Below are 24060 nucleotides of genomic sequence, written 5' to 3' on the forward strand. Positions count from 1 at the left end.
ATTCGTTATAGAAACTCTGTTAGAACTTTGTACAGTTGGGTCGGTTGAAACGGTTTGCCTATAAAACCTTCTATTCCGTGTTGTGCGCATTTTTCATAGGTTTCGGAAAAGGAACTAGCAGTTACCGCGACGATCGGGATCTTTGAATTAGAAGAATCTAAAGCGTGTATCGCATCCGCAGTATGATATCCGTCCATGCCCGGCATTTGCAAATCCAGAAGAATCAGATCATACTTTGTCTCGTTGGCTTCTAGTAGCTTTAGCGCTTCGTAACCGCTGAGAACTACGTCAGCTTTCAGGCCGGTTTTGCTGATCTGTTTGGAGAGGATCTTGAGATTGATCTCGTTATCATCTACTACTAAGACTGCTCCGGAAGGAAAGAATGGAACGGAGTCTTGTTCTTTGGGAGCCTGTTTTGTTGGGAATTCATTCTCGGTCTTTAAAGGAAGAAGCACAGTGAACTCAGAACCTTCTCCCGGTTCTGAATAGAGACGTATGTCTCCCTTCATTAAGGTTACGATTCTCTTGGCGATATACAATCCTAAGCCGACTCCCTTATACTTTCTGGTATCTGCCAGATCTTCTTGGTGGAATGCCTCGAAGATCTTTTGTCTCGCTTCTTCTTTGATGCCGATGCCTGTATCACTGATCTTGAATACGATATAATTTTCTCCTTCTCGATCGATGGAAAGAGACACGGAACCTTTCTCGGTAAATTTTACGGAGTTCATTAGAAGGTTCAGAAGGATCTGTTCTATCCTGGTTCTATCGCCTACAATATTTGCAGGAAGTTTATTGGATATGAGGATCTGCAGACTGATATTCTTTGCCTTCGCGCTCGGTTCTATCAGTGTGCGTACCATATCGATCAAAGTCTGGACCGAAAATACTTCTTCTCTGATCTCTATCTTTGCTGAATCTAAAGTGACCACTTGCAATAAGTCGTCTATCAATCTGGAAAGTATCTCTGTGGAATCTATTAGATCTCTTAAATATTCTTTTTGAGAAGGATCGGTTACTATATCATCAAGCAGATGCGCCATCCCGGAGATACCGTTCAAAGGAGTTCTCATTTCGTGAGAGATCATTCCTAAGAATTCTGATTTTGCTTTATCAGCCTTCTCCGCCCTTTCTTTCGCTTTTTCGAGAGCAAGCTCGGATTGTTTTGCAGTGGATATGTCCGTATGAGTTCCTACGATCCGTGTTGGTTCTCCGGTCTCATCCTTGATGATCAGTGCGCGGGATCGTATAAAGATAAAATCCCCATCCTTCTTCTTGTATCGAAGCACCTTATCGAAACGTTCTGTTTCCTCATTCTTATGTCTTCGGAATGCGGAAATAGCGATCCTTAGATCGTCAGGATGCACCAATTTTTTCCAGATCTGAGGATCGTCGTTGGAGATCTCTTCTTCCGTGTATCCAAGCATGGTCTTCCATCTTGCGGAAAGGAATAGTTTGTTTTCCTTAAGATTAAAATCCCAGTATCCGTCATTTGAAGCGAGATAAGTAAACTCTAGCTGTTCTTTCTGAACTCGGATCTGTTCCTCTACACTTCTGATTTCCGTAATATTCTTATTATTCACTAAGATCCCATCTTGGATCTTGCTCACTCGGATCTGATAACTTCTATGTCCGAAAAAATCGGTTACCATGAATTCTTTTTCGTTGGTCCCGCCTTCTTTAAATGTCTTCGCATATAATTCGAAGGTACCGATCAGAAGGTTTTGGGGGAATAATTTACAAAGAGAATGTCCTAAGACAGCTTCTCTACTCATATTTAACTCTGCTTCTGCAGCAGGGTTTAGATCCATGTAGAGAAAATCTTCTAATCCTCCTGTGTCATTAAAGACCGGTTCCAAATAATACAGAGGATCCGTGCTTTGCATTGCTGCTTCTCTAAAGATATCTTTCTCCTTCATTTCCTGATGAAGGTTTTGCGCGATAGAAAGGACCCAGTCGTCCTTCGGACAAAGGAGTGTACTATCGTAGAATTTTCCGGTGATGACGGAAGCGCGAATTCCTCTCCATTCGGAACCGGACTTGCTGATCGATTCCATGAATTGCACATATTCCGAGTTATTCTCTATATCACCCGGCCTCAGCTCTCGGTATGTTTTTCCGGACAATTCCTTTGCTGAGCTTGCATTCATCATTTTCGCGCCTTGGTCGTTGCAATGAACGATCTGTATATCGTATATCTTTCCGCTTTCATCGCGGATGATATGGCTCAAGAATATGGAACTTACATTGGAATGTGCAAAAAATTGAATAAAGGCCTGAATGTCCGGTGGGGTCTTTGGCATAATTCTCTTTCTGCTCTCTGGGAACTGAAGGACTCGTTATCTGTGGGAAACGTCTTTTGAGAATTTGACGCGTTAAGTCTGTAAAAAAGCCGTCTCTCAGGCTAATTTTAGAATTCATTTTGGATGGAAAGGCAAGGAATTTTAAGAAAGATCCCTGCCTGCAAACTTCTGATTTTAGAAAGAAGGGGACTTCTTCTAAAATTGCTTTCGCCTTAAGCAAACTTGCCGAGCGATCTTAGAATTCTTGGTTCGAGGATATTGTCCCATCCGAGGGAGAAGAAATCCTGCGAGAAGATGCCTCAATCTCCTTTTCTTGGCGACCGGATGTTTCCGTTTCTTCTGTAAAACCGATCTGAAAGGATTCGTAATTACGATAGATCTCTAAAAATGACTTTTGGGAAGAAACCTTCTGGATGCTCATCATTCATTTTTATGATTTTGAGACTTAATATCAATAAAAAATCTTTCGGCTACAAATTTTTCTGTTGACTATGGAAACAAAAAAATGGGATTTTGTTTCCAGAAACGTGGAAACAAAATATACTATAAATGTTTCCAATAAAGACTATGAAACAGAAAGAAAAAAAGAATCAGCATATCGCTCGATCAATCGCTAGCTTTGGAATTTTTTTCTGGGGGTTCGCTCTCTTCCCAGAAACAAATCATGATTTGGAGAAGGAAAGCCTTTGGACTACTTCTTCTCTCATTCGTTATTCGTTGGAAAATTCCGTTCAGGCCAAACTCGCTCGTTTGGATCTGGAAAATGCCGAATACGATTGGGAAAAGGAAAACGGTAAGTACAATTTTATCGGGACCTTGGGCGCCAATACCCAGAAAACAAGCAACCTTCCTTTACCTCAGTTCAATCTGCAAGGTCGGGAGATTACCAGTAATACCATTTCCGGTGGGCTCTCTAAGGCTTTCACTACAGGAACAACTACAAATCTAACCGTCTCGGACAACCGCTTTGAAACGGATGCGGGTAAGAGGCCGGAGCAGATAGGAACTGTTGCGCAGCAATTCGCTCAGCCAAGTTTACATTTTGCGAATATAGGATTCACTCTGAAGCAAGATTTACTAAAGAACGTATTCGGTTATCAACAGAAACGATCCTACGAGATCAGCCGTAGGATGACTTCGGTCCGCAAATTGGACGCGATGAATACTCTTTCAAGATCCGTAGTGAATTCTCTATTAGCTTTTTGGAATCTTTCTCTTGCGGACGAGAATCAGAAAACAGCCGAGCTTTTAGTTAGAAGCGTGAAGACTGTAAAGGATATCACTTCTTCTAAGGTGCGCTTGGGAGTCGCAGAGGGTTACGAATCGGGCCAATGGAATGCTCTCGCAATTTCCGCGGAGAATCAACTCAGACAAACTAAACTGGAGAAGGACAGAGCCCGTAGGGATCTTTTGGTTTCTCTTGGAAAGGATCCTGAGACAAAGATGAGTGTCGCGATGAATCTGGAGGATTCTCTTCCTATCTTTAAAGGAGAAGAGGATGAATTAGGTGAGGCATTCATCAATCGTTATGATTTCAGGAGTATTGCATTACAAAAACAAAATGCTACAGCCTCACTGGAAATCGCGAAAAACGGATTATTACCTTCTCTTTATGTAAGTGGTACGTATAACATGAGACAATACGACAGGGAATTCCCTCAAAGTTTCAATGGGATCACTGCGGGAAGGTACGGACAGAACTCCGCCGAGATCAAGATGGATTATCCTTTGGGAAATGACACCGCTAAAGCGGAGTATAGAAATTCTCTCACTCAGAGCAGAAAAATAGATATGCTCTATGATCAAACCCGGGAACAGGTTAAGACAGATGTGAAACAAGGTCTAGAAAGGATCAAGACCACTTACATCGTTTTAGAGGAATCTAAAAAGAATTTGGTCCAAGCAGAGAAATTTTATTCGGGAATCCTTCCAAGATATCAGTATGGAAGAGCCACTTCCGTAAATGTCAAAAACGCGTTAGATCTGGTTGCACAAGCTAGATACGGACTCATGCAAGCGAAAGTAAATTATAACACAGCTCTTGTTCAATACGAACTCTCCAAAGGTACGCTATTTCGTAAACACGGATTGGATGTGGATGAGGTTCTGAATCAAACAGACGGAGACAAAAAATGAATTTTGCAGAACTGTCGATTAAACGACCGATTTTCATCACCTGTACCGTTCTCATTATTCTTGTGACGGGATATTTATCCCTGAACAAGTTGGGAGTGGACTTATTTCCTAACGTAACGATCCCGGTAGTGACCGTTACTGTTCCTTACCCCGGTGCTGCTCCCAACGAGATCGAAACGTTGATCGCTAAGCCGGTCGAAGACGAACTCTCCACCATCTCCGGAGTAAAACGGATCCGCTCCACCTGTAACGAAGGTGCCGGAGTTGTGATCGTTGAATTTACTTTGGAAACGGACGTGAAGTACGCAGAGCAGCAGATCCGAGACAAAGTATCTGCAGTAAAACCAAAGCTACCGAACGATATCAAAGAGCCTGTCATTCGTAGGATAGACCCCGCGGATCAGCCGATCATCATTCTTGCATTGAATGCAGAATTGAGTGAAGCCCAGATCTATGATATCGCAAACGAAGAGATCAAGCAGAACCTTTTGACCGCTAAGGACGTAGGTAATATCACCATTTATGGCGGTAGAAAGAGAGAGATCCATGTAGAGCTTGATAGACAAAAATTAAAGCAGCACATGATTCCTGCTTCTGTTGTCTCGAATCGACTCGCTTCCGGTGGTACAAATATTCCAGCAGGTAAGGTGAGTAAGTCCGACTCGGAGCTTGTGTATAGGACCATCAATGAATTCAAATCTCCTCAGGAGATCAGAGATACGCCTATTTCTCTCTTCGGAAATGAGGTTCCTGTTAAGATAGGACAACTCGGACAGGTCACGGATACTCTCGAAGACGAAACCACTCGCGCATATTTTAACGGCAAGAAGGCCGTGTTCTTATTAGTATTCAAGCAATCCGGGGCGAATACTGTCGCAGTCGCTAAGGAAGTCAAGAAGAGAGTCGAAGATCTAAACAAAGAGCTCGCACGAAGAGAAGGTCACGCAGTACTTTCCATCGCGAATGATAACTCGATTCAGATCGACGACAATATCTACGACGTTAAAGAGACAATCATCATAGGGATCGCACTTACGATCGTAGTGGTGCTTTTATTCTTAGGTAGCGTAAGATCCACTGTGATTACAGGACTTGCTCTTCCGAACTCTCTCCTGGGAGCGTTCATCTTGATGGCGGTTGCCGGATTCACCGTGAACGTAATGACTCTTCTCGCATTGAGTTTGGCAGTAGGACTGCTTATCGACGACGCGATCGTGGTCCGCGAAAATATCTTCCGACACAGAGAGATGGGTAAGACTGCTAGAGATGCTTCGACGGAAGGAACCAAGGAAGTAACCCTCGCTGTGATTGCGACTACTATGACAGTGATCGCCGTGTTCTTGCCGATCGCTTTCGTAAGCGGTGTGGTCGGACAGTTCTTGAGAGAATTCGGATTAACGGTTTGTTTTGCTCTCTTGATCTCTCTCTATGACGCGTTGACCATCGCTCCTATGCTTTCTGCCTATTTCGGAGGAAAAATTTCCGGAGCTCATGGCGGACACGGGGCATCCCATTCTTCTCCGAGCGCTGAGTTTACTTCAATACCTTCTAACGGTAAGAAGAAAAAGAAGCCAGAGACCACTGCTTTGGAAGAGATCGCATTCTCCAAGATAAGAGCCCAAGAAAACCCGAAAGGAATTGTGGGAACGGTTCTCGGAGTTCCATTCCAAATTTTGAAAGTAATCTTTAAGTTCTTAGGCGTGATTCTTTCTCCTGTCGAAAAAGGTTTGGATTATGTTTTGGCTAAGTTTAATACATTCCAAACTTTCTTAGAGAATGTATATGCTTCCGTACTGAAGTTCACTTTGAAGAGACCAATCTTCATATTGAGCGGTGCGATCCTCATCTTCGTAGCGAGTTTGGTTCTTACTAAATTCATTCCTAAGACATTCTTGCCGGCTCAGGACCAAGGTAAGTTCCAAGTAACTCTGGACATGCCTCCTGGCACTTCGGTGCAACGTATGGCGGAAGTAGCACAAGATGTGTATCATAATCTTTCGGCTCACAAAGAGATCAAACTAGTGGCAATGTTCAATACGAACAGGACCGCTACCATGTTCGTAGAGATGATCCCTGCGAAAGAAAGAACCATGAACACATCCGAGTTCAAGGATACTCTTCGTAAAGAGTTGGAATCTTTCTCCTTTGCGAACCCGATCGTAAAAGATGTGGATAACGTGGGTGGAGGACAAAGACCTTTCACTCTCGTAGTCAGCGGACAGAACGGTAAGGTTGTCGAAGAATATTCCCGCAAACTATTCAATAAATTAAAAGATTCTAAAGCTCTTCTGGATGTGGACACAAGCTACAGAGCGGGTGCTCCAGAGTTCAGAGTGGTTCCGAACCGCGAAAGAGAAGTTCTTCTCGGAATTCCTGGAACAGTGATCGGTAACGAATTGAGAACATTGGTAGAAGGAACTACTCCAGCAGTCTTCAGAGAGAACGGAGTGGAATACGATATTCGAGTTCGATTGAAAGAAGGACAGAGAGACTTGAAGGATAACTTCTATAATTCATTTGTTCCTAACTTCAATAATATGATGATCCCGATCCAGAACGTCGCTTCTGCAGAAGAAACAACGGGGCTTGCGACCATCAATCGTATGAACAGGAACCAATCCGTAGAGATCTACGCAGACGTAAATCCTGGCGGACCAGGGATGGGAGGAGCGATGGAAGAAGTCACTAAGTTGACCCAAACTGAACTTCCTCTTCCTCCGGGAGTTCGTATCGGATATACCGGACAAGCGGAGAACTTTAAGGAAATGGGAACTTCTTTGGGGATAGCGATGTTACTGGGAGTGCTCTTTATCTACATGGTACTTGCTTCCTTGTATGAAAGTTTTATCACTCCGATTGCGATTATGTTGGTCTTACCGCTTGCACTTTGTGGTGCCTTCATCGCTCTTTTCTTAACCCAGAAGTCTTTGGACATCTTCTCCATGATCGGTCTAATCATGCTCATCGGGGTAGCAACCAAGAACTCAATCTTGCTCGTGGACTTCACGAACCAGCTTATACAAAGAGGCGTAGAGATGAAGGAAGCGATCATAGAAGCGGGAAGAGAACGTCTTCGTCCGATCCTAATGACCTCCTTTGCATTGATTGCAGGGATGGCACCTATCGCAATCGGATTGAACGAGGCTTCTAAACAAAGAACCAGTATGGGTGTTGCGATCATTGGAGGATTGATTTCTTCTACGATACTTACCCTGGTGGTAGTTCCTGCGGCGTTCTCCTATATCGAAAAGCTGAACCAGATGGTTCGTAGGAATTCACCTAATCCGGACGCTTAAGAGAAATGGAATTCGGAAAGAAAAAACTCAGGCTCCGAATACTTAACGGAGCCACGAGTATCTTTCTAGACCAAGGATACGCGAAGGCTCGTATGGAAGATTTTGCAGTGGCTTGTAAGATAGCCAAAAAGACTCTCTACCAGTTCTTCGCGAATAAGGATGAAGTTTTAAAAGCCGCCGCCTTATACAGACAAGCAGAGGTGGCAAAACGGATCAGAAGAATTCGGCTCAATCGTGCGTACGGCTTTCCTAAAAGAATGAAGAAAGTCCACGAAGAGTTGTTAGATATTACGAGGCCCAAACATGTTTTTCTTTGGAAAGAGATGAAGGATCAGATCCCAGAAATCTGGAGAATTATTCGAGAAAAAAGAGTCGAATTAATAGATACTGAGATTACCGCCTTGCTCGAAGAGGGAAAGGCTTTGGGAGAGATTAGAGAAGATTTGCATCCTGATCTGTTTATTATGGTATTAAACGCATGTTCAGAAGCATTATCCATTCAGGAAAAAAACCCGACCGATCGTCGGGAAGATATCGGTGAACTGGACAATATCATCCTATATGGCATAATAGAGAGGGAAAGAGGAAAAGATTAAACAGTTGACGACTGTTAAATCTTTTCCTATGAGTGAGGGGGACAAGAAAGTGCATACCGCTGTGGAAAAAGAGTTAACTGTAGAGAAGGATGAGGTCCGCCAAAGGATCTTCGAAAAATCGTTTGAGTTATTTTTACGATACGGTTTTGCGAAGACTCGTATGGAAGAGATTGCGAGAACCCTTCGAATTAGCCGCAAGACTCTATATAAACATTTCGCAAACAAATACGAATTGTTAAAAGCAGTCATGACGGACAAGCACCTAAGAATTCACGGCAAAATCCACTCCATCCACGAAGATCCCACCAAAAGCATCAAAGAAAAAATCCAAGCAATGAGAACCTGTCTCTCTTCTGAGATCCCTCACGGAATGAACGAGTTCCTGAGAGAGATCAGAGACCAAGCTCCTGATCTTTGGAAACATTTTCATGCGATGAAAGAAGCCAACGTCAATCGCACCATGAGAGCGATGGTAGAGGCGGGCATCAAGAACGGGGACATTCGCCCCGACGTAAATCCTGATATCGTACTTCTGATCCACTCCGCTTCTTCTGAAGCAATGTTTGATCCAAACTTTTTAGCTCAGACTCCTTATTCCATTCGTGATCTTGTGCAAGAGCTGGATAATATTATCTTTTACGGGATCGTAAAACGAGAAGATATCTAACGTTTTGTTAGTCCTTCTCGTTCTTCTCGATCGAGTCATTCCTTTATTGATCCAAGTTCGGTAGCAGTCTCATCTTCTCCAATTCTTCTTGGATCTCTTCTATAGCTAATTCTCCTCCGCCAGACTGTTCGGATAAAGCCTTCAGGATCGGTTGCAACTTGGAAGCTTCTTCCTTAGAGATAGAGATCCCGGATTGATTTAGAATTTCATAAACTGCTGATTTACCGGATTGGCTTGTGAATGCGATTCTATCTCCCTCTGGACGACCGATCAGATTCGCGTCGAAGGCTCTGTATGCACCCTTCTTCATTTCCTTTGTCTTGGAGACTCCGTCCTGGTGGATCCCACTTCTATGAGCCACTACATCTTCTCCAATCAAAGGAGCCTTTTCGTGAATGGGAACCTGGGACATGCGGGAAACTATACGAGAAGTCTCATAGATTGCTTGCAAGTTCAGATCCACCTTTACTCCGCAATTATGAAGAGCGATCGCTACCTCGTATGTATTCGTGTTGCCGGCTCTTTCTCCCAATCCGTTTAATGCAGTTTCCAATTGCACTGCTCCCGCGAAGAAGCTTTCGACAGTGGTAGCCGTTGCCATTCCCAAATCGTTATGAGTATGAACAGAGATATTGGTTCCTTGGGGAAGGGACTCTGCCACTTTTCTCACCATTGCGACGAACAGATAAGGGCGATATCTTTCTACCGTATTAGGAAGATTGACCACATCCGCACCTGCGTCCAGGGCCGCTTGGAATGCTTCTATAGTGAATTCCATATTCTCCAAAGAGTCCCCGAAATGTTCACCGGAGAATTGCACTTCTCCGAAATTTCCGGCAAGCTTTCTTGCATAAGAAACGGATCGTATTATGTTTTCTTTAACTTGTTTTTCGGTCAGTCCAAGTACGTTTCGAATTGTAAAATCACTGATCGGATAAACTATATGGATCCTGGGGCGAGGAGCCTTGCGGATCGCTTCCCAAGAAAGATCTATTTCCTTCTCCACAGCTCGAGAGAGACTAGAGATCGCAACATTCTCCGGTGCCAAGGAAGCAAGATGAGAGCATGCTTCAAAGTCTTGGTGGCTCGCAGAAGCGAAACCGACTTCGATCCCTTGCACTCCTAATTTCAAGAGTTGTTTAAAGATGATCTCCTTCTCTTCTAGATTCCAAGGCTTGCGCAGCGCTTGGTTTCCGTCCCTAAGAGTCACATCCATAAAGAATGGAGACTTGGGAGGAGTCCTCAAGCCTTGGCCGGGTACGATCATCTCCTGGATGGAAGGATAATAAGACGTTAAGTTTGTATTCGTTTTTTGTTCCATGGGCTTCTCTTTGTTTTTCCGTCCCCGAAGCGGGATTTTTGTCGGGACGGGAGCCCAGATACAAAAAAACCCGCTCAAGAGGAGCGGGTTTTTGCATACGCAATATCCTACAGCTCCTCTCAGCTTCCGAGTAGAGGGAGGAGGAGTCCTAGCAAATTGGCTTTGAAGGATGTTTGCGCCATACGTATACTTTTAGACTCGGCAAACTAAAGGAAGAAGTCAAGTAGAAAAGAAAAAAATCGAAGCGAGAAGTGTGGCCTGGACTCAGGTATCTTCTTCTTCCTGTTTTAAGAAACTCCAGATGCCCCCACGTTCAAACTGCTTTTCTTCTAAGAGTTGCTTGAGTTGCACGTATTCCTTTTTGACCTGATCCGGAACTCCCACGATCTCTAACTTTTGAAAGATCTCTCTAGCTTTTTCGAAACGATCGGTACGAACATAACAGATTGCTAATGCATATAGAGTAGGGGAATCCGTAAGCTCGGACTCAGGCAGATCCTTGAGAAGTGAGAGCGCTTGGTCGAATTTAGAGGCTCCCGTATACACTGCCGCTAGATTCTTTTTAGCAAATACATCGGTATCATCTAACTCTAAGGCTTTGGACAAATGGAACTCTGCTTTCGGTTTGTCTTTCTTTCTTGCGAATAAAACTCCTAAACCTACCCAGGCTTGGACATGCGCCGGTTCTAATCGAATGCATTCCTGCAATTGAACCTCTGCCTGGGTTAAATCTCCTAATTGAGAAAGACACATCCCGTAATGAAAGAAAGCGTTCGGATTTTCTGGTTCGCTTTCGGTCCAAGCGGAGAGTATCGATTTAGCTAGTTCAGAATTTCCCTGCTTTAAGTGGTTCAACGCGATTTGGAGTCTTGGGTCCATTCTTTTTCCATTTCTTTTCTTGCTCTTGGATCCGACTATCCTTTTCTTCTTGGGTTTCTCTCTTGCAATGTTCTAGAGAGGATTTGATCTCCCATTCTCCGTTTCTCTTGATCCAAGCTTTATCTATAACATACTTCTCTACGACGATGTCCAAGATTCGTATGTCGGTCTCATTCTCTGCGCTCACATAGTGATTTGAATCCTTCTCAAATTCCTTCTTCCATTTCTTATTGAAAGGATCTAGATGCTTTTCCTTGAATTCCTCGAGACTGGTTTCCGCGTTCTCACATTCTCCGATTAGAAATTCAACATGCTTTTTTCGTTCTGCAGTTCCCGGTTTTTCGGTAAACTTCTTATAAGCCACATAGATTAGTCCCACTGTAAGAGCGGTCTCGAATGCTCCCGGAACAGGAGTGATGAGTGCGACTGCGAGTACTCCTCCTAATCTTCTTACAAGAGAGGTGCTTTCCTTTTTAAGCTCCGCAGTGTAAGTAGTTACGTCTTTTAATCTTTGTTCATAAGCGACGTTAAGAGGATTTAATATTTCCTTATCGAATTTGTCTAGATCGGCTAACGCGTCTTTGTGCTGGGTTTGCATACTCAGGTTGGCTTCGTATGTATGACCTTCTTCATTCGTGTAGATCAAATAGTATCTATGATCAGGAGAAAGCATAGATCTCTCGCTTTTGGGAAAGGAAGAACAGGAAACTAAGAGAAATAGACTTAAGTAGATCGGGATCGATCCGGATCTCAAAGGATTTGAATGGGATATGACGTAAGCCAACGGACTAAACTTTACTAGGATAGAATCGATTGTAAATCTAAATTGCGGGATCTTGAAAATTCGACTCTTGCTTTTCATGCAAGTTTTTGCTCGACAGAATAAGTTTTGGGATATTTTTAGAAGGGTCAGGTTTCTTACATGGTCTCCTTTTTTCAGCGAGTTCTTTTCTTCTTATTCTTTGCCTTCCTTTTACTTCCGAATTGCTCCGGAGCCGAAAAAAAATTGGATTCTATGGACCTGCCTGCTGCAGAGCTTAGAAGAACAGAGATCCCTGTCTTAGTGCAATTTGAAGACGATCAGGAATATAATGCTAAAACTGTGATGGCTACCTTCTTTACTGGAGTAGAGGGAAAGGATAGAAGAGCAGATAGAGAATATGCCAAATTTCCTTTGTTAGTTGGAAATGGCGCAAGAGCTAAGGAACTGGAGATCGAAGGGACTGTCACCAGAAAACAAAGCTACAAGTACAGCAGAAAAGAGATCTATCTCATGATCGAAGGCAATAAGCTTTCTCACAATTGCGGCTTGGGAATTAAAGAGGCTTCTGCTCCGAATGCGAGTCCTGCCCGTAAACAGTTTCGCTCTATTAAGATCTATTTCTCTCCTACAGGTGAAAAGGATATTCCTGCTACCGGATTCTCGATTGCTCTTGGGCTCGCAACATACATGATCTTTCCTCTCTTTGTTACAGGTTTCGTAGTCGAAAAAATGGACTGCGGCTTAATCGTAGAAGGTTAATCCTTTCTAACACCTTCATATTTTAGTTTTCGGATTCGTCTAATTAAGGAAAGTATCCTTTAGGAAGTAGAATATGCCTTATATGGCTGTCGGGTCCAGGCAGATCTTGTATTCCGATTCGAGTGCTCCCGCTTTGGTTGGCGATCAACCTAGGGAAGTCGCTTCGGTCTCAGATAACGCTATTGTACAACCTCAAACCTTGGTAGTTCCTCCGGGAGGCCTTCCCCCTCATTTGGGACAGTTCTTGGATACTACCATTTAAGGACATTGGATGTTCCAATTCATATTTTCCATTTTGCTCCAATCCTTGGTGGTCATCTTCGTATTCCCACTCATTGATCACGGGTTTCGTGTCAGTGGCAGTCTTTGGGATGCGATCGTAATCGTTTTATTCTTCGGATTCTTGAACTTCCTTCTCCGTTGGTTCTTGGTGTTAGTCACTCTGGGCTTGGGCTACTTGATCTATCTTCTTTCCTTAGGACTGGCTGGACTTTTGGTCAACGCAATCGTTCTATTATGGATCGCAGATTTGTTTCCTGGCAAGATCTATGTTCCTGGATTCTGGGCAGCGTTCTGGGGAGGAGCCATTTTATCCTTAGCCAACTACGTAGCTAAGAAGGAATCAAAAGAAAATCATAATAGAGACTCACGTTCCGACAGAAGAAGCGGAAGATAATCGGTTTACTATAATATGATCCGAGAAGTCCAGGCAATCTTTCGAAATGATCCGGCAGCCAGAGGTATGGAATTCCTGCTCTATCCCGGACTGCATGCAATCTTTTTGCATAAGTATATTGCGTATCCTTTATATAAGATCCATTTAAAGTTCTTGGCTCGTTTCATATCACAGTTTTCCCGATTTCTTACGGGAATAGAAATCCATCCGGGAGCTAAAATCGGGAACGGGCTTTTTATAGACCATGGAATGGGGATCGTGATCGGAGGAACTGCTATCATCGGAGATGATTGCATTCTATTTCACGGAGTGACTCTGGGAGGGACCGGCAATCACCAGGGGAAACGCCATCCTACTATCGGGAATAATGTATTGATCGGTGCAAGAGCAACTGTTCTGGGACCTGTCACTGTCGGAAATAATGTAAAGATCGGAGCGGAAGCTGTAGTGATCGATCATGATATTCCGGATGACTGCACCGTTGTCGGAGCTCCGGGGCAGATCGTAAGATTAAAGGGAAAAAAGGTCCGAAAGTCCCTAAAGAAAATAAAGATCTAATTTCTATTTTCTTAATATGCTTTCCTCTTAAGAAGCCCTTAATTCTCTCATCATCTCTTCTTCCAGCTCTTGGAAATAAGAAGGATCATGGGTCATCACATAAAACTGAGAATTCCCCTGAAAAAGTTTTAGAAATAGTTCCGCCTTTCTCCTAGAAGGAAAGGAAGCAGGAAGAAGGGAATTCTCCTTGTTCGCTTCGAAATAATTCTCTAAGCAAGAGATCCAAGATCCTAATACGTCTGAACTTAACTTGGCCCAATCCGGATCTGGGCGATCCAGACTTCCCATGAATCTAGCCAAAGGGCATCCGAAATATTTTTCCATCTTGACTTGCTTCTTAAGAAGAGCCATCCAGCGGCCTATGAATTCCTCAGGACTCTTGGATTTCTCCATAAGTCTTTCCCAAACCTCTCTGAAGTCTTGCCCCTGCCTTTTGATATATTCTCTTCCTAGATCTTCCTTGGTTTGAAAATAACGGTAGAAGCTTGCCTTATGGGAAGAAGATTCATCAATCACCTGATTGATAGAAGTCCCAGCATACCCTTGCGCATACATCAGTCTTACGGCAGTTTCGGCGATTCTTTCATACGGACCTTCCGGCTTTGCTAACTCCGGTTTCTTTTTTTTCATAGGGCAATTATAAAATGATAGACTAGTTAGTCTATTCGTATTCTTCTTGGAAGTTGCGATGATAGACCAATTGGTCTATTTCGGAGAATGGTATGCAGCAGTTACAATTTACAAAGAGAAACCAATTAAATTGGGAAGAAGTCCCCGAGCCAAAGATCTCGGGACTCAACCAAGCCCTGGTTCGGCCAATGGCAGTCGCAAGATGCGATTTGGATCTACCGATTCTTAGAGGACAGACATTGTTTAGGGCTCCGTTCCCGGTAGGACATGAGTTTGTGGGAGAGATCGTAGAGGTCAGCGAGGATATTTCTTCGGCCTATTCGAAAGGAATGAGAGTAGCAGTTCCTTTTCAAATCTCCTGCGGTCATTGCGAGCAATGCGAGTCCGGGCTAACAAAGAGTTGCAGCACGGTGCCTCATACCAGTGCGTATGGAATGGGAAAAGGGGCTAAGGATTATGGCGGTGCCTTATCCGATCTTATTTTAGTTCCTTATGCTAAGGAGATGTTAATTCCATTTTCTTCTAAGATAGATCCTGTTTCGATCGCAAGCATCAGTGATAATATCGTAGAGGCTTGGAAGCTTGCAGGCATTTACTTAAAACAAAACAAAGATCAGTCTGTTCTAGTTCTCGGCGGTTTCGCATCCAGTATAGGTTTATATACTGCGGCACTTGCAAAGCACATGGGTTCGCCCAAAGTAGTATATTTGGATACAGACAATAAGCGTTTGGATATTGCGCAGTCGTACGGGATCCAAGTGGAGAAGGTGTCGAGCATGCCTAAGAGCTTCGGCAAATTCGATATTGTCGCAGAGGCGAATGGCACATCAGAAGGTTGGGATTGCGGGCTAAGATCCGTGGGAATAGAAGGAATATTTAGCGCCGCTTCCATATTCTGGACGAACAATGTTCCTATTCCTTATTTAGAATTATATAATAATGGAGCAACGATCAAGATAGGAAGAGTAAGATCCAGAGAATGGATCCCTGAGATTTTAAGAGAAGTAGAGGCTGGATTTGATCCTTCTAAGGTAACTACACGTACTGCATCCTGGTCCGAGGCCGCAGAAGCGTTTTTAGAAGAAGAAACAAAGCTTATCGTAGTTAGATAGTGATTTATTCGTTTAGGACTTGCACTTGGTCCTAAACTTCTTTTTAAGTATTTCTAAAACACTTTATTCTAGTTTCATCTATAGGATCGACTATATAAAATCGCGTAATGTCTAAAAGCTGCCGATCGATCTGAAATAATCGGATAGAATTTCATCCACTTCGTTAAAAGGGAGAAAACCTTTCGTGAGGATCCCTCTGTCGATCCCATCCGAAAAAACCAAACAGGGAAAGCCTGTGACTCCCAAGATATACCCGTAATTGAAATCGTTTCTTGTTTCTAAAAGAGTTTCTTCTCTCTCGTAGACTTCTTTGAATTCTTCGGGAGAAAGGGATAATTCCTGGGCGATATCCAGATAGTTTTGGAAATCATTCGGATCCTTTCCTTGCGCATGAAAGCTTTCGGACAATCGATCCAGGTAGGCAAAGGATATTTTAGGATTTAATCTTTGGGCGGTAATAACCGCTCTGGAACCAGGTTCGGAATCGTATCGAATGGATCTATTGTTTAGGATCTCATAATGGAAGGATCTCTTGGACATTCTCTCCACTTCTTTCCAGAGGTATTTGAGTTTGTCGGTGACTTCTTCCGTAAATGACTCCACTTCTTGAGCGTATCTGAGTCCGCCTAAAACTAGGGTGAAGTCTATCTTGTCCGAGTATTTTTCTCTGATTTTTTCGAAGACGGGAGCGAATCCGTAACACCAAGTGCAGATTGGATCCGCCACATAAACGATGGAATGTTTGCCTTCAGGACGCTTGATTTCGAGATCCACAGATAACAGAGATCAGTACACCTCAGTCTTTTCAAACGAAAAAAGGCGGGAGATTAGTCCCGCCTTCCATTCCTTTTTCGTTTAGGAGGATCCTTTTAGATTTCGTTCGGGTGTTTGACGTAGTAGAGCGACAGCCACACTACCCCGAAAAGTACCCCCGCGTAAGCTAGGATCGCAGTTGCAATGTCTATCATCGGAAGAACAGTTGCGATAGGTGTTACCTTAACCGCAGTGATCTTCGTAGCTTCACCAAGAATTAGGAAGAGACCTCCCAATCCGATCAGGTGATAACGGTTCATTGCATCCTTTGATACTCGGGCAAACCGGGCAAACACAGGAACAGCCAAAAGCGCTAATGCGAAGATGGTCACTGTATCCATGTTCATACCTCCTTAAGGTACTAGGTTAGACCGCTAGGGGTTCTCTCTTATTTCAAAGTTTCTAAAAAATAATTTTAAAAAAATTGCATGTAATATAACGAGCGGTTTATATAGGAATTATTTTATACCGCTTAAGGATTAATTGCATATACTTCTTTTATTTATCACAAAAGGGACAGTTTCTTTTTAAAGAGAGTAGTGGAGTATTAGTATTTTATTAAAATATAATATATTGATTTTCGTTTTTGCTCTTTGCTGTGTTTTCTTTCGTGTGGGCCGTTATTCGTGGTGAATAGATGCGTATGTTGATCTAGAGTAAATCGATATAGTGCAAAGAAGAGAGTATTTCGTCTCTATAGGTTACGCAAATCGGCGGAAATTCGGCTCCTTCTACTAGACTCTAGTTTGAAAACATTCATCAAATCGTAATCCAAAAGAAAGAATTTCTTTGGACCAAACTGGGCCGGCTGGAAATCTTTCAGAGAGTGGACGTTCTTTCATACTATCTGGAGACCTACGAGGCTTGCAGAAAGGCTTTCGTAACTTATAAAAAGCAACTCAAGGCCAGATTTCGGCAGTTTCAATTCGAGACCTTGGAAATTCCGAAAGACGGAGGAGAGGTCGACACCTATTTTCTGGGCCAAAAGAAGGAACCGGCTAGACGGATCGTTGTGATGAGCTCAGGGATCCACGGGATCGAGGGCTTTGCCGGTTCTGCTTTTCAAAGAAGATGGATCGAGGAATACCTTCTGGACGAAAAGAGTCATTTTAAACTTCCTAAGAATGTTGACTTCCTTCTGATCCACGGAATTAACGCTCATGGTTTCAAGAACCAACTTAGGGTGAACGAAAGGAATGTAGACTTAAACCGAAACTTCGCTTTGAAAAGAGAGAAACTGCATAAGAAGTTTAAGAATAAGAATTACAGAAAGATCCAAACCTTTCTGAACCCAGGAACTCCTTTTACGAATTATTTATTAGAGTATTCTCTCTTTGTGATCCGGTTCTTGGGAGTGGTCGCAAGGTTCGGCGCTAAGTATGTGATGGATGCCGCGGTGAATGGTCAGTATGAATTCCCTAAAGGAATCTATTATGGGGGAAGAAAGCCGGAGCCAGTGGTTCGTCGTCTTCGTAAATTCTTTAAGAAGGTTCTAAAGCCTTATGATCAGATCTTGGTCTTGGATTTTCATACAGGTTATGGAGAAAGAAACGGTTTGAGTCTCATGCAGAACGCTCCTGCAGGTTCTAAGGAAGATAAGAATCTACGAAAAGTATTCGGAGACTTTGGCCTTTTATTGAACGAAGGAGAAGAAGACTTCTATCGTACTTCCGGTGATTTCACAGACTTCTTTGGAAAGATTTTTAATAAGGAAAAGGATTTCTTTCCGATCACAGTAGAGTTGGGCACCAACGGGAATATGAGCCTGACCGGCGCATTGAAAGGCAGTTTTTTAATGATCAGCGAGAATCGGATCCGTTTTAAAGGATCCAAATCCGAATCTTCTGCAAATCGAATCAAAGAAGAGTTTAGAGAGATGTTCTATCCGAGTAGGGAAGATTGGAGGCTAGCCGCTATGGATCATGTCTTCGGGATCTTGCCGGAGACAATCACTCGCTTCTCAAAGGTTTGAGAAATTCAATCTGGTTGAATCTCTACAGAAGAAGGTTTCGATCTCCTCTAGCCAATCGTTTAATTTGCAGATAGGTTCAGATGCGATCCACGATCATCAGGGTCACGTCATCTTCGAAATCGGATCTATGGCAATAAGTCCTACATTCTTTGATCAGTGAAGAGGCAGACTCATTCGCAGAAGACTGGGAATATGTTCTGACTGCAAGTGTCAAGAGATCCTCACTATATCTACGAGTTCGATCTGCGTTTGAATGTTCGGTCAATCCGTCTGTATACATTACCAATCTGTCTTGCGGTTGAAAAGCGGTTACATACTCTTCGAAGAATAGGTCCGGGATCACTCCTACCAATTTTCCTTTGGTTTCTAAATGAGAAGAAGTGCCTTCTCCCTTTCTGTATAGAATAGGAGGATTATGGCCTGCATTCGAATAACATAATGTATTTGTGCCTGTATGGATGACTCCGTAGAAGGCTGTTAGGAAATTCCCCGCAAGCTTGTTGTATAATGCAAAATTGAGTGCAGTAAAAAATTTGGAAGGACTGCAAAGAGTGTCATGCTCGAAGGTCTCCACCACCGTATGGATCACAGTTGCAACGACCGATGCAGAAAGTCCATGTCCGGAAACATCAGCGATTAGGATTGCGGATCTATTTTCGTCCAGCTTGATCACATTATAGAAGTCTCCACCCACATTATCATAGGGGAGATGCTGTAGTCCAAAATCCAATCCAGGTATGTACGGCAAGGAGGAAGGAAGTATCTTATGCATTACCTCTCTTGCTCTTTTCAACTCTCTATCTGAATCCATCACTTTATGGAATAGATTCGCATTCTTGATGGTTACACTGAGTCGATTTGCTATGGCGCCTAGCATTTCTAGATCGGCATTCGTAAATGCAAAGCCTGAATACTTATTATTTACGCTGATAACTCCTAGAAGCTCGTCTCTATAGAGCAATGGCGCGGAGATAAGAGAGTTAGCCTCGAACTTATACTTAGCATTCTTGTCGTATCTTGGATCCTCATCTAGGCTTTGGATCAAAAGGCTTTGCTTTTCCTCAGCAACCCAGCCGGAGATTCCTTCTCCGTAAGGAACTTGAATATTATGAATCGCATCTTCAGGGATCCCTCTGGCGGCAAGGATACGTAAGACTTCTAAGGTTGGGTCCGCGATATAGATCGTACCAGCCTTTGCCTCTAAAAATTCGAGTACCTTATCTAATAGCCAGTTCCCAAGTTCGTGGATACTTTTTTCAGCTACAGTTAACTTCTCAAATTCGTAAAGTAGTCTTAGCTCCAGAACTCTTTTCTTTAAGGACTCATGGGTTTGAGCATTCTTGATCGCGATAGCCGCAATCTCTGAAAGAGAGCTGAGCACTTCAATATCAGAAGAGTCGAAGCTTCTATTCTGGGATTTATTTAAAATTTCAAGTGTGCCGATCACCTTGTCTTGTATGAACAAGGGAACGCAGGCGAGTGATCTTGTTCTAAACCCTGTTTTCTGGTCTAGAGCGGGATTGAATCTAGGATCCGTATATGCGTCATCTAAAACGATTGGTTTCTTTTCTTTAGCTACCCAACCCGCAATTCCTTGGCCAGGTTCTAGACGAGCATACTTTTGTATGATCTCTCCCTTTTCTCCCAAGGCTACCTCGCAATACAGAAACCCGTCTTTTTCTTCCAAAAGAAAGAGAGAACTTGCCTCGGCTTCCAGTAAATCCTTGGAATACAACATGATCAGAGGCAATAACTGGTAGAGATCCAGATTTGCATTCAGGATCGTACTAGTATTTAAAAGACTCCTGTATTTCCTGGCTTCCGGGTCGGTATTGGTCATAGATGGGGCAAGACTCTCACAGATCCTGAACCAAGTCAACGGATTGTCGTTTCTTTCTGCCACAAAATCATGGAAAGAGAAGGAAGTTGCGATTTTCGCGGAACTATGCGACCTTTTTTTGGTCGGATAGTAAGAGCTATTTGGATGGAGTTCGATTTGCAAAGATTAGTGATTTTTCTCAGTGTTTTTACGGTAATACTGTTTCTTGGATATTCGTACGCGGCGAGTCGTCTCAGCGCTCCTTTCGAATTGAATACTTTCCAGTCCGTGCTTCTTTGGTGTGCCGTTGTTTTTCTGGTTCTTCTTACTCCGAGCGCATACATTCTTAGCTTGTTTTATAGAGAAACTCCTTGGCAGAAGTTTTGGGCCTACTCTGCTTTCACCACCTTGGGTTTCTCTACCATTCTAGTTTCTTTCGTAGTGTTCCGAGATCTTGGAAATCTAGTTTGGAAAGGAAGTCTCTTTATCTCGGATAAATTGCAAGCGAGTGCCACGCAAACAGAAGAAGGCTCCGGATTCTCCAGACGGGATTTTATCTCTCGCTTCTCCTCATTCGCGTTACTCGGAATGGCGGGAGGATTGACTGCATTCGGAATGTACCAGGCAAAGAAAAGCCCTTCCGTTAAGAGAGTAAGCATTAAGGTAAAAGATCTTCCAGAAGGACTTCACGGCTTTAAGATCGCTCAACTTTCTGATATCCATATCGGGCCCACGATCAAGGGCGGTTTCCTCGAGGAAGTAGTTAGAAAGACGAATTCTTTAGGAGCGGATATGGTTGCCGTTACGGGAGATCTCGTAGATGGAACAGTAGGAATGCTGCGCGATCATGTGAGTCCTCTAAAAGGACTGAAATCCAAACATGGAACCTTCTTCGTGACCGGAAACCATGAGTATTATTCCGGAGTTCTGGCTTGGATCCGAGAGCTGGAAGAAATGGGTATCCATGTTCTATTAAATCAAAATAAATTACTAGAACATAATGGAGCTACGATTGCAGTCGCAGGAGTGACGGATTATAAGGCTCATACAATCATACCTGGACATAGGACAGACCCTAAGCAAGCCTCTCAAGGTACGGAGAATGCTCATTACAAACTTCTACTTGCACATCAACCGAATTCGGTCTTCGAAGCTGCAAAGGCAGGATTTGATCTTCAACTTTCCGGCCATACTCATGGGGGACAATATTTCCCAGGGAATGTGTTCATTCATCTTTTCCAAAAATTCGTAGCTGGTTTAAGTGAGTGGGAAGGGACGCAATTGTATGTGAGTCGCGGGACTGGATATTGGGGACCACCTCTCCGAATCGGAGCTCCTTCCGAGATCACAGTCTTGGTATTAGAAAAACATTCCTAGACTTCAGATAGTAAGCAAAGAGATCTCTATCTTTTCGTATTCGAATTGACATTCTGATCTACTGAGGCTCCTTAGTGTGAGTTTCAGGAATCAGAATGCATATTGCTCGTATCTCTAAATTTTTTGTTTCTTCCATTCTTCTTCTCTCCTTTTCGTTTTTATTTCTTCTAGACTGCTCTAAGCCCAAGCCTAAGTCCAATACCGAGATCGAGAGATTGAAACCTAAGAAGAAGGTGGATGACAGGGACCAAGACGCGGATCTTTCGAACAGAGAATACTTCGATGAGGACGCGGACGGAAAGCGCATCGAAAGAAAACCGGAACCAGCTTCTCCTTCTTCTAGTTTGAGAAGTTATGCAAGTGGAGCTCCCGGATGTAAGAAGGGAAATTGCAAGAATGGAGAAGGTATCTATCTCTATGATACCCGCGATGTTTATTCGGGAGGATTCTCCGGAGAACTCAGACAAGGTTGGGGAATACTAGCCTACTCGGACGGAGATAGATACGAAGGGAACTGGTCCGGAGATAGGAAAGCAGGTAACGGACGTTATGTTTTTAGGGATGGATCCATATTCAGCGGTTCTTTTACGGGAGAAGGAACCGGCAACGGTAACTATACAAAGAATGGCAAGTCTCGTAAATGTAGGTTAGAAAATAATAAAGTTCTTTGTAAGTAACCCGGTCATTAATAAACGTTTGTTCGATATAGAGATATCTTTTTTTTAAGTGCTCTTGCATTTCATATAAAGACAGATAGAATATCTTTCCGATGGACGGAGGTCCGTATGGAAAGATGGCATGATTGGTTAGAAAATCATCGGGATTGGTGGATCGATTTAGTTCGTATGTATTTGGGAGGAGTTCTTGTCTATAAAGGACTGCAGTTCCTCGCGGATACGGATTCATTGATCCGATTGATGGAATTGAATAACGCTCCCTATGCTTCTACATTGCTCGCTCACTACATAGTGATCGCGCATATTTGCGGAGGAGTATTGTTATTGTTAGGACTTCTGACTAGATTCTCGGCGATGTTGCAATTGCCTGTATTAGTCGGCGCTGTTCTATTCATCCATGCAAGAGAAGGATTTGTATCTCCAGGATCGAATCTACCTTATGCTTCCATGATACTACTGCTACTTTTGCATTTTTCTTTATATGGATCGGGCCGTATCTCCGCCGATTTCTATATAGAGACACACAAGAGCGTTTAGAATTTTAAAATATTCGTAAGTTTAGATCATCCGATTTCTCGGATGATCTAAATCGCTCTTATTTACGCAGAGACGGAAGAGGAGAGACTGTCTAGTATTCCTATCCAATCCGTTCTTTCCGGCTGTCCCGGTTTTCTTTTTCCGAAAAATTGCACGATCAATTCTCCGTTCTCGTCATAGACTTCTATAGAATGAATTGTTCCATCGTTGGAGGGTTTTTCCACGATCCAGGAACTTGAGATCAGATCGGATCTAAGATGCAGATTGAATTCAGGATCTAATACATTCCACCAACTTTCCAAAACCTTAATATTTGTGATTTCTCCTGTATGGATCTGAATGGCTCCTTGGTTTCCTACGAATACCATGATAGGAATTCTATCCAAGGAAGCTAGTTCTAACATTTTTAGGACCAATGAGGAGTCTAGCTTGCGACTAAATTTTCCTTCTGCCAATTCCATGGATTGGATTCTGGATACTCCATGTTTTCTTAATAAAGGAAAGAATTCATGAGTGTCTTTTAATCTTCCCCAATCCATAAGGAATTGCTCCTTGGTCTCGGCATTGATCTCTTTCTTAGGCAAAGAAGAAGGAGAGAATACTTCTTTAGGAAGGAGTAGTGAGTCTGTGAGAGGATTCTTTTTGGAAAATTCGGATCTTAGATCCTCCCAGGCCTTTATATTAGATCTCTCTGTTAGAAAAATCTTATGTACTGCATCTCCTTTTGCGTCAAAGAATTGAAAGGATCTTTGGACTCCTTCCTTTTTGGATTCTTCTACCGCAAAACCGAATTTCCAAGCACCTGGAAATAGTCTGAGATCGATATCAGGGCCTACGACTAGAATGTTTCCGGGGCCGGAACTGACTTCTTCGAAACGACCCTTTCTTTCGTGCACGCAAGCCTCGTTTCTGGTCAATACCATGACGTATTCTAGGCTTCCTAATCTGGAGAATAGATCTCCCCAGTTTTCTTCCAGGCTTTTTACTTTCGGAAAGTCTTGTTCTTCTGTGATCTCAGAGGAAGCGAGTAGGTCTGCCTCAGAAATATTCAAGCGAGAGGCGATATCTCTCATTCTTAAGCGTGGTTCTGACTCTCTTAAAGTCTTCCAGGCTTGGATCAGTTTTTTTGCGTTCGACGATTCGATGGCGGACATTTTTTTCGTGCTCCT

Annotated in this window: 23 protein-coding genes and 1 pseudogene; 14 read left to right on the plus strand and 10 right to left on the minus strand. The window is 43.1% G+C overall.

The window, feature by feature from the left end:
* Positions 1-5 precede the first annotated feature (5 nt).
* Together EHO59_RS07000 and EHO59_RS07005 are read right to left on the minus strand one after the other, a co-directional pair.
* Complete coding sequence (locus EHO59_RS07000) at positions 6-2303, minus strand: PAS domain-containing hybrid sensor histidine kinase/response regulator (protein ID WP_135586071.1); 2298 nt, start codon at positions 2301-2303, stop codon at positions 6-8.
* 235 nt (positions 2304-2538) lie between these two features.
* Entirely contained in the window at positions 2539-2727 is a 189-nt protein-coding gene (locus EHO59_RS07005) for a hypothetical protein (protein ID WP_135586073.1), read from the minus strand.
* Positions 2728-2870: 143 nt separating this feature from the next.
* On the opposite strand from EHO59_RS07005, the gene EHO59_RS07010 reads away from it, so the two are divergent.
* The 5 genes and pseudogenes from EHO59_RS07010 (at position 2871) to EHO59_RS07025 (ending at position 8998) form a co-directional block, all read left to right on the plus strand.
* Positions 2871-4439 carry a TolC family protein gene (locus tag EHO59_RS07010; protein ID WP_135586075.1) on the plus strand — a complete coding sequence of 523 codons (1569 nt, stop codon included), beginning with the start codon at positions 2871-2873 and terminating at the stop codon, positions 4437-4439.
* Positions 4436-5920, plus strand: a pseudogene (locus tag EHO59_RS18375) (efflux RND transporter permease subunit); the annotation flags it as partial. The gene EHO59_RS07010 and the pseudogene EHO59_RS18375, both read left to right, overlap by 4 nt.
* Positions 5921-6139: 219 nt before the next feature.
* Entirely contained in the window at positions 6140-7735 is a 1596-nt protein-coding gene (locus EHO59_RS18380) for an efflux RND transporter permease subunit (protein WP_425460219.1), read from the plus strand.
* A 5-nt stretch (positions 7736-7740) separates the two neighbouring features.
* Positions 7741-8331, plus strand: coding sequence for a TetR/AcrR family transcriptional regulator (locus EHO59_RS07020; protein WP_135586079.1), 591 nt, complete (start codon positions 7741-7743; stop codon positions 8329-8331).
* A 49-nt stretch (positions 8332-8380) separates the two neighbouring features.
* Entirely contained in the window at positions 8381-8998 is a 618-nt protein-coding gene (locus tag EHO59_RS07025) for a TetR/AcrR family transcriptional regulator (protein WP_135586535.1), read from the plus strand.
* Between the two features lie 43 nt (positions 8999-9041).
* On the opposite strand, the gene leuA2 is transcribed toward EHO59_RS07025, so the two are convergent.
* The 3 genes from leuA2 to EHO59_RS07040 all read right to left on the minus strand — a co-directional run bounded on the left by leuA2 (position 9042) and on the right by EHO59_RS07040 (position 11871).
* Positions 9042-10265, minus strand: coding sequence for a 2-isopropylmalate synthase LeuA2 (leuA2, locus tag EHO59_RS07030; RefSeq protein WP_246052732.1), 1224 nt, complete (start codon positions 10263-10265; stop codon positions 9042-9044).
* A 318-nt stretch (positions 10266-10583) separates the two neighbouring features.
* Positions 10584-11198 (minus strand): tetratricopeptide repeat protein, encoded by a 615-nt coding sequence (locus EHO59_RS07035; protein ID WP_210413032.1) that lies wholly within the window; start codon positions 11196-11198, stop codon positions 10584-10586.
* Positions 11146-11871 carry a hypothetical protein gene (locus tag EHO59_RS07040; protein ID WP_135586083.1) on the minus strand — a complete coding sequence of 242 codons (726 nt, stop codon included), beginning with the start codon at positions 11869-11871 and terminating at the stop codon, positions 11146-11148. Before EHO59_RS07040 ends, EHO59_RS07035 begins: the two co-directional genes overlap by 53 nt.
* A gap of 249 nt (positions 11872-12120) precedes the next feature.
* Here EHO59_RS07040 and EHO59_RS07045 point away from each other — a divergent pair, with 249 nt between their 5' ends.
* From EHO59_RS07045 to epsC, 4 genes are all read left to right on the plus strand, one after another.
* Positions 12121-12720, plus strand: coding sequence for a hypothetical protein (locus EHO59_RS07045; RefSeq protein WP_135586085.1), 600 nt, complete (start codon positions 12121-12123; stop codon positions 12718-12720).
* Positions 12721-12793: 73 nt separating this feature from the next.
* Positions 12794-12982: a hypothetical protein gene (locus tag EHO59_RS07050; RefSeq protein WP_135586087.1), complete on the plus strand. Its 189-nt coding sequence runs from the start codon at positions 12794-12796 to the stop codon at positions 12980-12982.
* A gap of 9 nt (positions 12983-12991) precedes the next feature.
* Positions 12992-13396: a phage holin family protein gene (locus tag EHO59_RS07055; RefSeq protein ID WP_135586089.1), complete on the plus strand. Its 405-nt coding sequence runs from the start codon at positions 12992-12994 to the stop codon at positions 13394-13396.
* A gap of 15 nt (positions 13397-13411) precedes the next feature.
* Positions 13412-13954: a serine O-acetyltransferase EpsC gene (gene epsC / locus EHO59_RS07060; RefSeq protein ID WP_135586091.1), complete on the plus strand. Its 543-nt coding sequence runs from the start codon at positions 13412-13414 to the stop codon at positions 13952-13954.
* A gap of 27 nt (positions 13955-13981) precedes the next feature.
* Here epsC and EHO59_RS07065 read toward each other — a convergent pair whose 3' ends face one another.
* Positions 13982-14584, minus strand: a complete 603-nt coding sequence (locus EHO59_RS07065) for a TetR/AcrR family transcriptional regulator (RefSeq protein ID WP_135586093.1) — start codon at positions 14582-14584, stop codon at positions 13982-13984.
* A 92-nt stretch (positions 14585-14676) separates the two neighbouring features.
* On the opposite strand from EHO59_RS07065, the gene EHO59_RS07070 reads away from it, so the two are divergent.
* Positions 14677-15696 carry a zinc-dependent alcohol dehydrogenase gene (locus EHO59_RS07070; RefSeq protein ID WP_135586095.1) on the plus strand — a complete coding sequence of 340 codons (1020 nt, stop codon included), beginning with the start codon at positions 14677-14679 and terminating at the stop codon, positions 15694-15696.
* Positions 15697-15807: 111 nt separating this feature from the next.
* On the opposite strand, the gene EHO59_RS07075 is transcribed toward EHO59_RS07070, so the two are convergent.
* Positions 15808-16470 (minus strand): DsbA family protein, encoded by a 663-nt coding sequence (locus EHO59_RS07075; protein WP_135586097.1) that lies wholly within the window; start codon positions 16468-16470, stop codon positions 15808-15810.
* A 95-nt stretch (positions 16471-16565) separates the two neighbouring features.
* Positions 16566-16850 (minus strand): LIC10816 family protein, encoded by a 285-nt coding sequence (locus tag EHO59_RS07080; protein ID WP_135586099.1) that lies wholly within the window; start codon positions 16848-16850, stop codon positions 16566-16568.
* Positions 16851-17335: 485 nt separating this feature from the next.
* Between EHO59_RS07080 and EHO59_RS07085 the strand changes: the two genes are divergently transcribed.
* On the plus strand, positions 17336-18481 hold the full coding sequence (locus EHO59_RS07085; protein WP_135586101.1) for a M14 family metallopeptidase: 1146 nt from the start codon (positions 17336-17338) through the stop codon (positions 18479-18481).
* Between the two features lie 76 nt (positions 18482-18557).
* Here the strand turns inward: EHO59_RS07085 and EHO59_RS07090 are convergent, their stop codons facing one another.
* On the minus strand, positions 18558-20321 hold the full coding sequence (locus EHO59_RS07090) for a GAF domain-containing SpoIIE family protein phosphatase (protein WP_135586539.1): 1764 nt from the start codon (positions 20319-20321) through the stop codon (positions 18558-18560).
* Between the two features lie 144 nt (positions 20322-20465).
* On the opposite strand from EHO59_RS07090, the gene EHO59_RS07095 reads away from it, so the two are divergent.
* From EHO59_RS07095 to EHO59_RS07105, 3 genes are all read left to right on the plus strand, one after another.
* Positions 20466-21677, plus strand: coding sequence for a metallophosphoesterase (locus EHO59_RS07095; RefSeq protein ID WP_135586541.1), 1212 nt, complete (start codon positions 20466-20468; stop codon positions 21675-21677).
* A 95-nt stretch (positions 21678-21772) separates the two neighbouring features.
* Positions 21773-22354, plus strand: a complete 582-nt coding sequence (locus tag EHO59_RS07100) for an MORN repeat-containing protein (protein WP_135586103.1) — start codon at positions 21773-21775, stop codon at positions 22352-22354.
* Positions 22355-22462: 108 nt separating this feature from the next.
* On the plus strand, positions 22463-22891 hold the full coding sequence (locus tag EHO59_RS07105; RefSeq protein ID WP_135586105.1) for a DoxX family protein: 429 nt from the start codon (positions 22463-22465) through the stop codon (positions 22889-22891).
* 62 nt (positions 22892-22953) lie between these two features.
* Here the strand turns inward: EHO59_RS07105 and EHO59_RS07110 are convergent, their stop codons facing one another.
* Complete coding sequence (locus tag EHO59_RS07110) at positions 22954-24045, minus strand: hemin-degrading factor (RefSeq protein WP_135586107.1); 1092 nt, start codon at positions 24043-24045, stop codon at positions 22954-22956.
* Positions 24046-24060 lie beyond the last annotated feature (15 nt).

This window comes from Leptospira semungkisensis, from assembly GCF_004770055.1.
Taxonomy (GTDB): domain Bacteria; phylum Spirochaetota; class Leptospiria; order Leptospirales; family Leptospiraceae; genus Leptospira_B; species Leptospira_B semungkisensis.

What these genes read in the sequence shown, in the direction of transcription:
- EHO59_RS07000 (WP_135586071.1), bottom strand. Translation starts at nt 2,303, where the DNA reads ATGCCAAAGACCCCACCGGACATTCAGGCCTTTATTCAATTTTTTGCA.
- EHO59_RS07005 (WP_135586073.1), bottom strand. Translation starts at nt 2,727, where the DNA reads ATGATGAGCATCCAGAAGGTTTCTTCCCAAAAGTCATTTTTAGAGATC.
- EHO59_RS07010 (WP_135586075.1), top strand. Translation starts at nt 2,871, where the DNA reads ATGAAACAGAAAGAAAAAAAGAATCAGCATATCGCTCGATCAATCGCT.
- EHO59_RS07020 (WP_135586079.1), top strand. Translation starts at nt 7,741, where the DNA reads ATGGAATTCGGAAAGAAAAAACTCAGGCTCCGAATACTTAACGGAGCC.
- leuA2 (WP_246052732.1), bottom strand. Translation starts at nt 10,265, where the DNA reads ATGATCGTACCCGGCCAAGGCTTGAGGACTCCTCCCAAGTCTCCATTC.
- EHO59_RS07035 (WP_210413032.1), bottom strand. Translation starts at nt 11,198, where the DNA reads ATGGACCCAAGACTCCAAATCGCGTTGAACCACTTAAAGCAGGGAAAT.
- EHO59_RS07040 (WP_135586083.1), bottom strand. Translation starts at nt 11,871, where the DNA reads ATGCTTTCTCCTGATCATAGATACTATTTGATCTACACGAATGAAGAA.
- EHO59_RS07045 (WP_135586085.1), top strand. Translation starts at nt 12,121, where the DNA reads ATGGTCTCCTTTTTTCAGCGAGTTCTTTTCTTCTTATTCTTTGCCTTC.
- EHO59_RS07050 (WP_135586087.1), top strand. Translation starts at nt 12,794, where the DNA reads ATGCCTTATATGGCTGTCGGGTCCAGGCAGATCTTGTATTCCGATTCG.
- EHO59_RS07055 (WP_135586089.1), top strand. Translation starts at nt 12,992, where the DNA reads ATGTTCCAATTCATATTTTCCATTTTGCTCCAATCCTTGGTGGTCATC.
- epsC (WP_135586091.1), top strand. Translation starts at nt 13,412, where the DNA reads ATGATCCGAGAAGTCCAGGCAATCTTTCGAAATGATCCGGCAGCCAGA.
- EHO59_RS07065 (WP_135586093.1), bottom strand. Translation starts at nt 14,584, where the DNA reads ATGAAAAAAAAGAAACCGGAGTTAGCAAAGCCGGAAGGTCCGTATGAA.
- EHO59_RS07070 (WP_135586095.1), top strand. Translation starts at nt 14,677, where the DNA reads ATGCAGCAGTTACAATTTACAAAGAGAAACCAATTAAATTGGGAAGAA.
- EHO59_RS07080 (WP_135586099.1), bottom strand. Translation starts at nt 16,850, where the DNA reads ATGGATACAGTGACCATCTTCGCATTAGCGCTTTTGGCTGTTCCTGTG.
- EHO59_RS07090 (WP_135586539.1), bottom strand. Translation starts at nt 20,321, where the DNA reads ATGACCAATACCGACCCGGAAGCCAGGAAATACAGGAGTCTTTTAAAT.
- EHO59_RS07095 (WP_135586541.1), top strand. Translation starts at nt 20,466, where the DNA reads ATGGAGTTCGATTTGCAAAGATTAGTGATTTTTCTCAGTGTTTTTACG.
- EHO59_RS07100 (WP_135586103.1), top strand. Translation starts at nt 21,773, where the DNA reads ATGCATATTGCTCGTATCTCTAAATTTTTTGTTTCTTCCATTCTTCTT.
- EHO59_RS07105 (WP_135586105.1), top strand. Translation starts at nt 22,463, where the DNA reads ATGGAAAGATGGCATGATTGGTTAGAAAATCATCGGGATTGGTGGATC.
- EHO59_RS07110 (WP_135586107.1), bottom strand. Translation starts at nt 24,045, where the DNA reads ATGTCCGCCATCGAATCGTCGAACGCAAAAAAACTGATCCAAGCCTGG.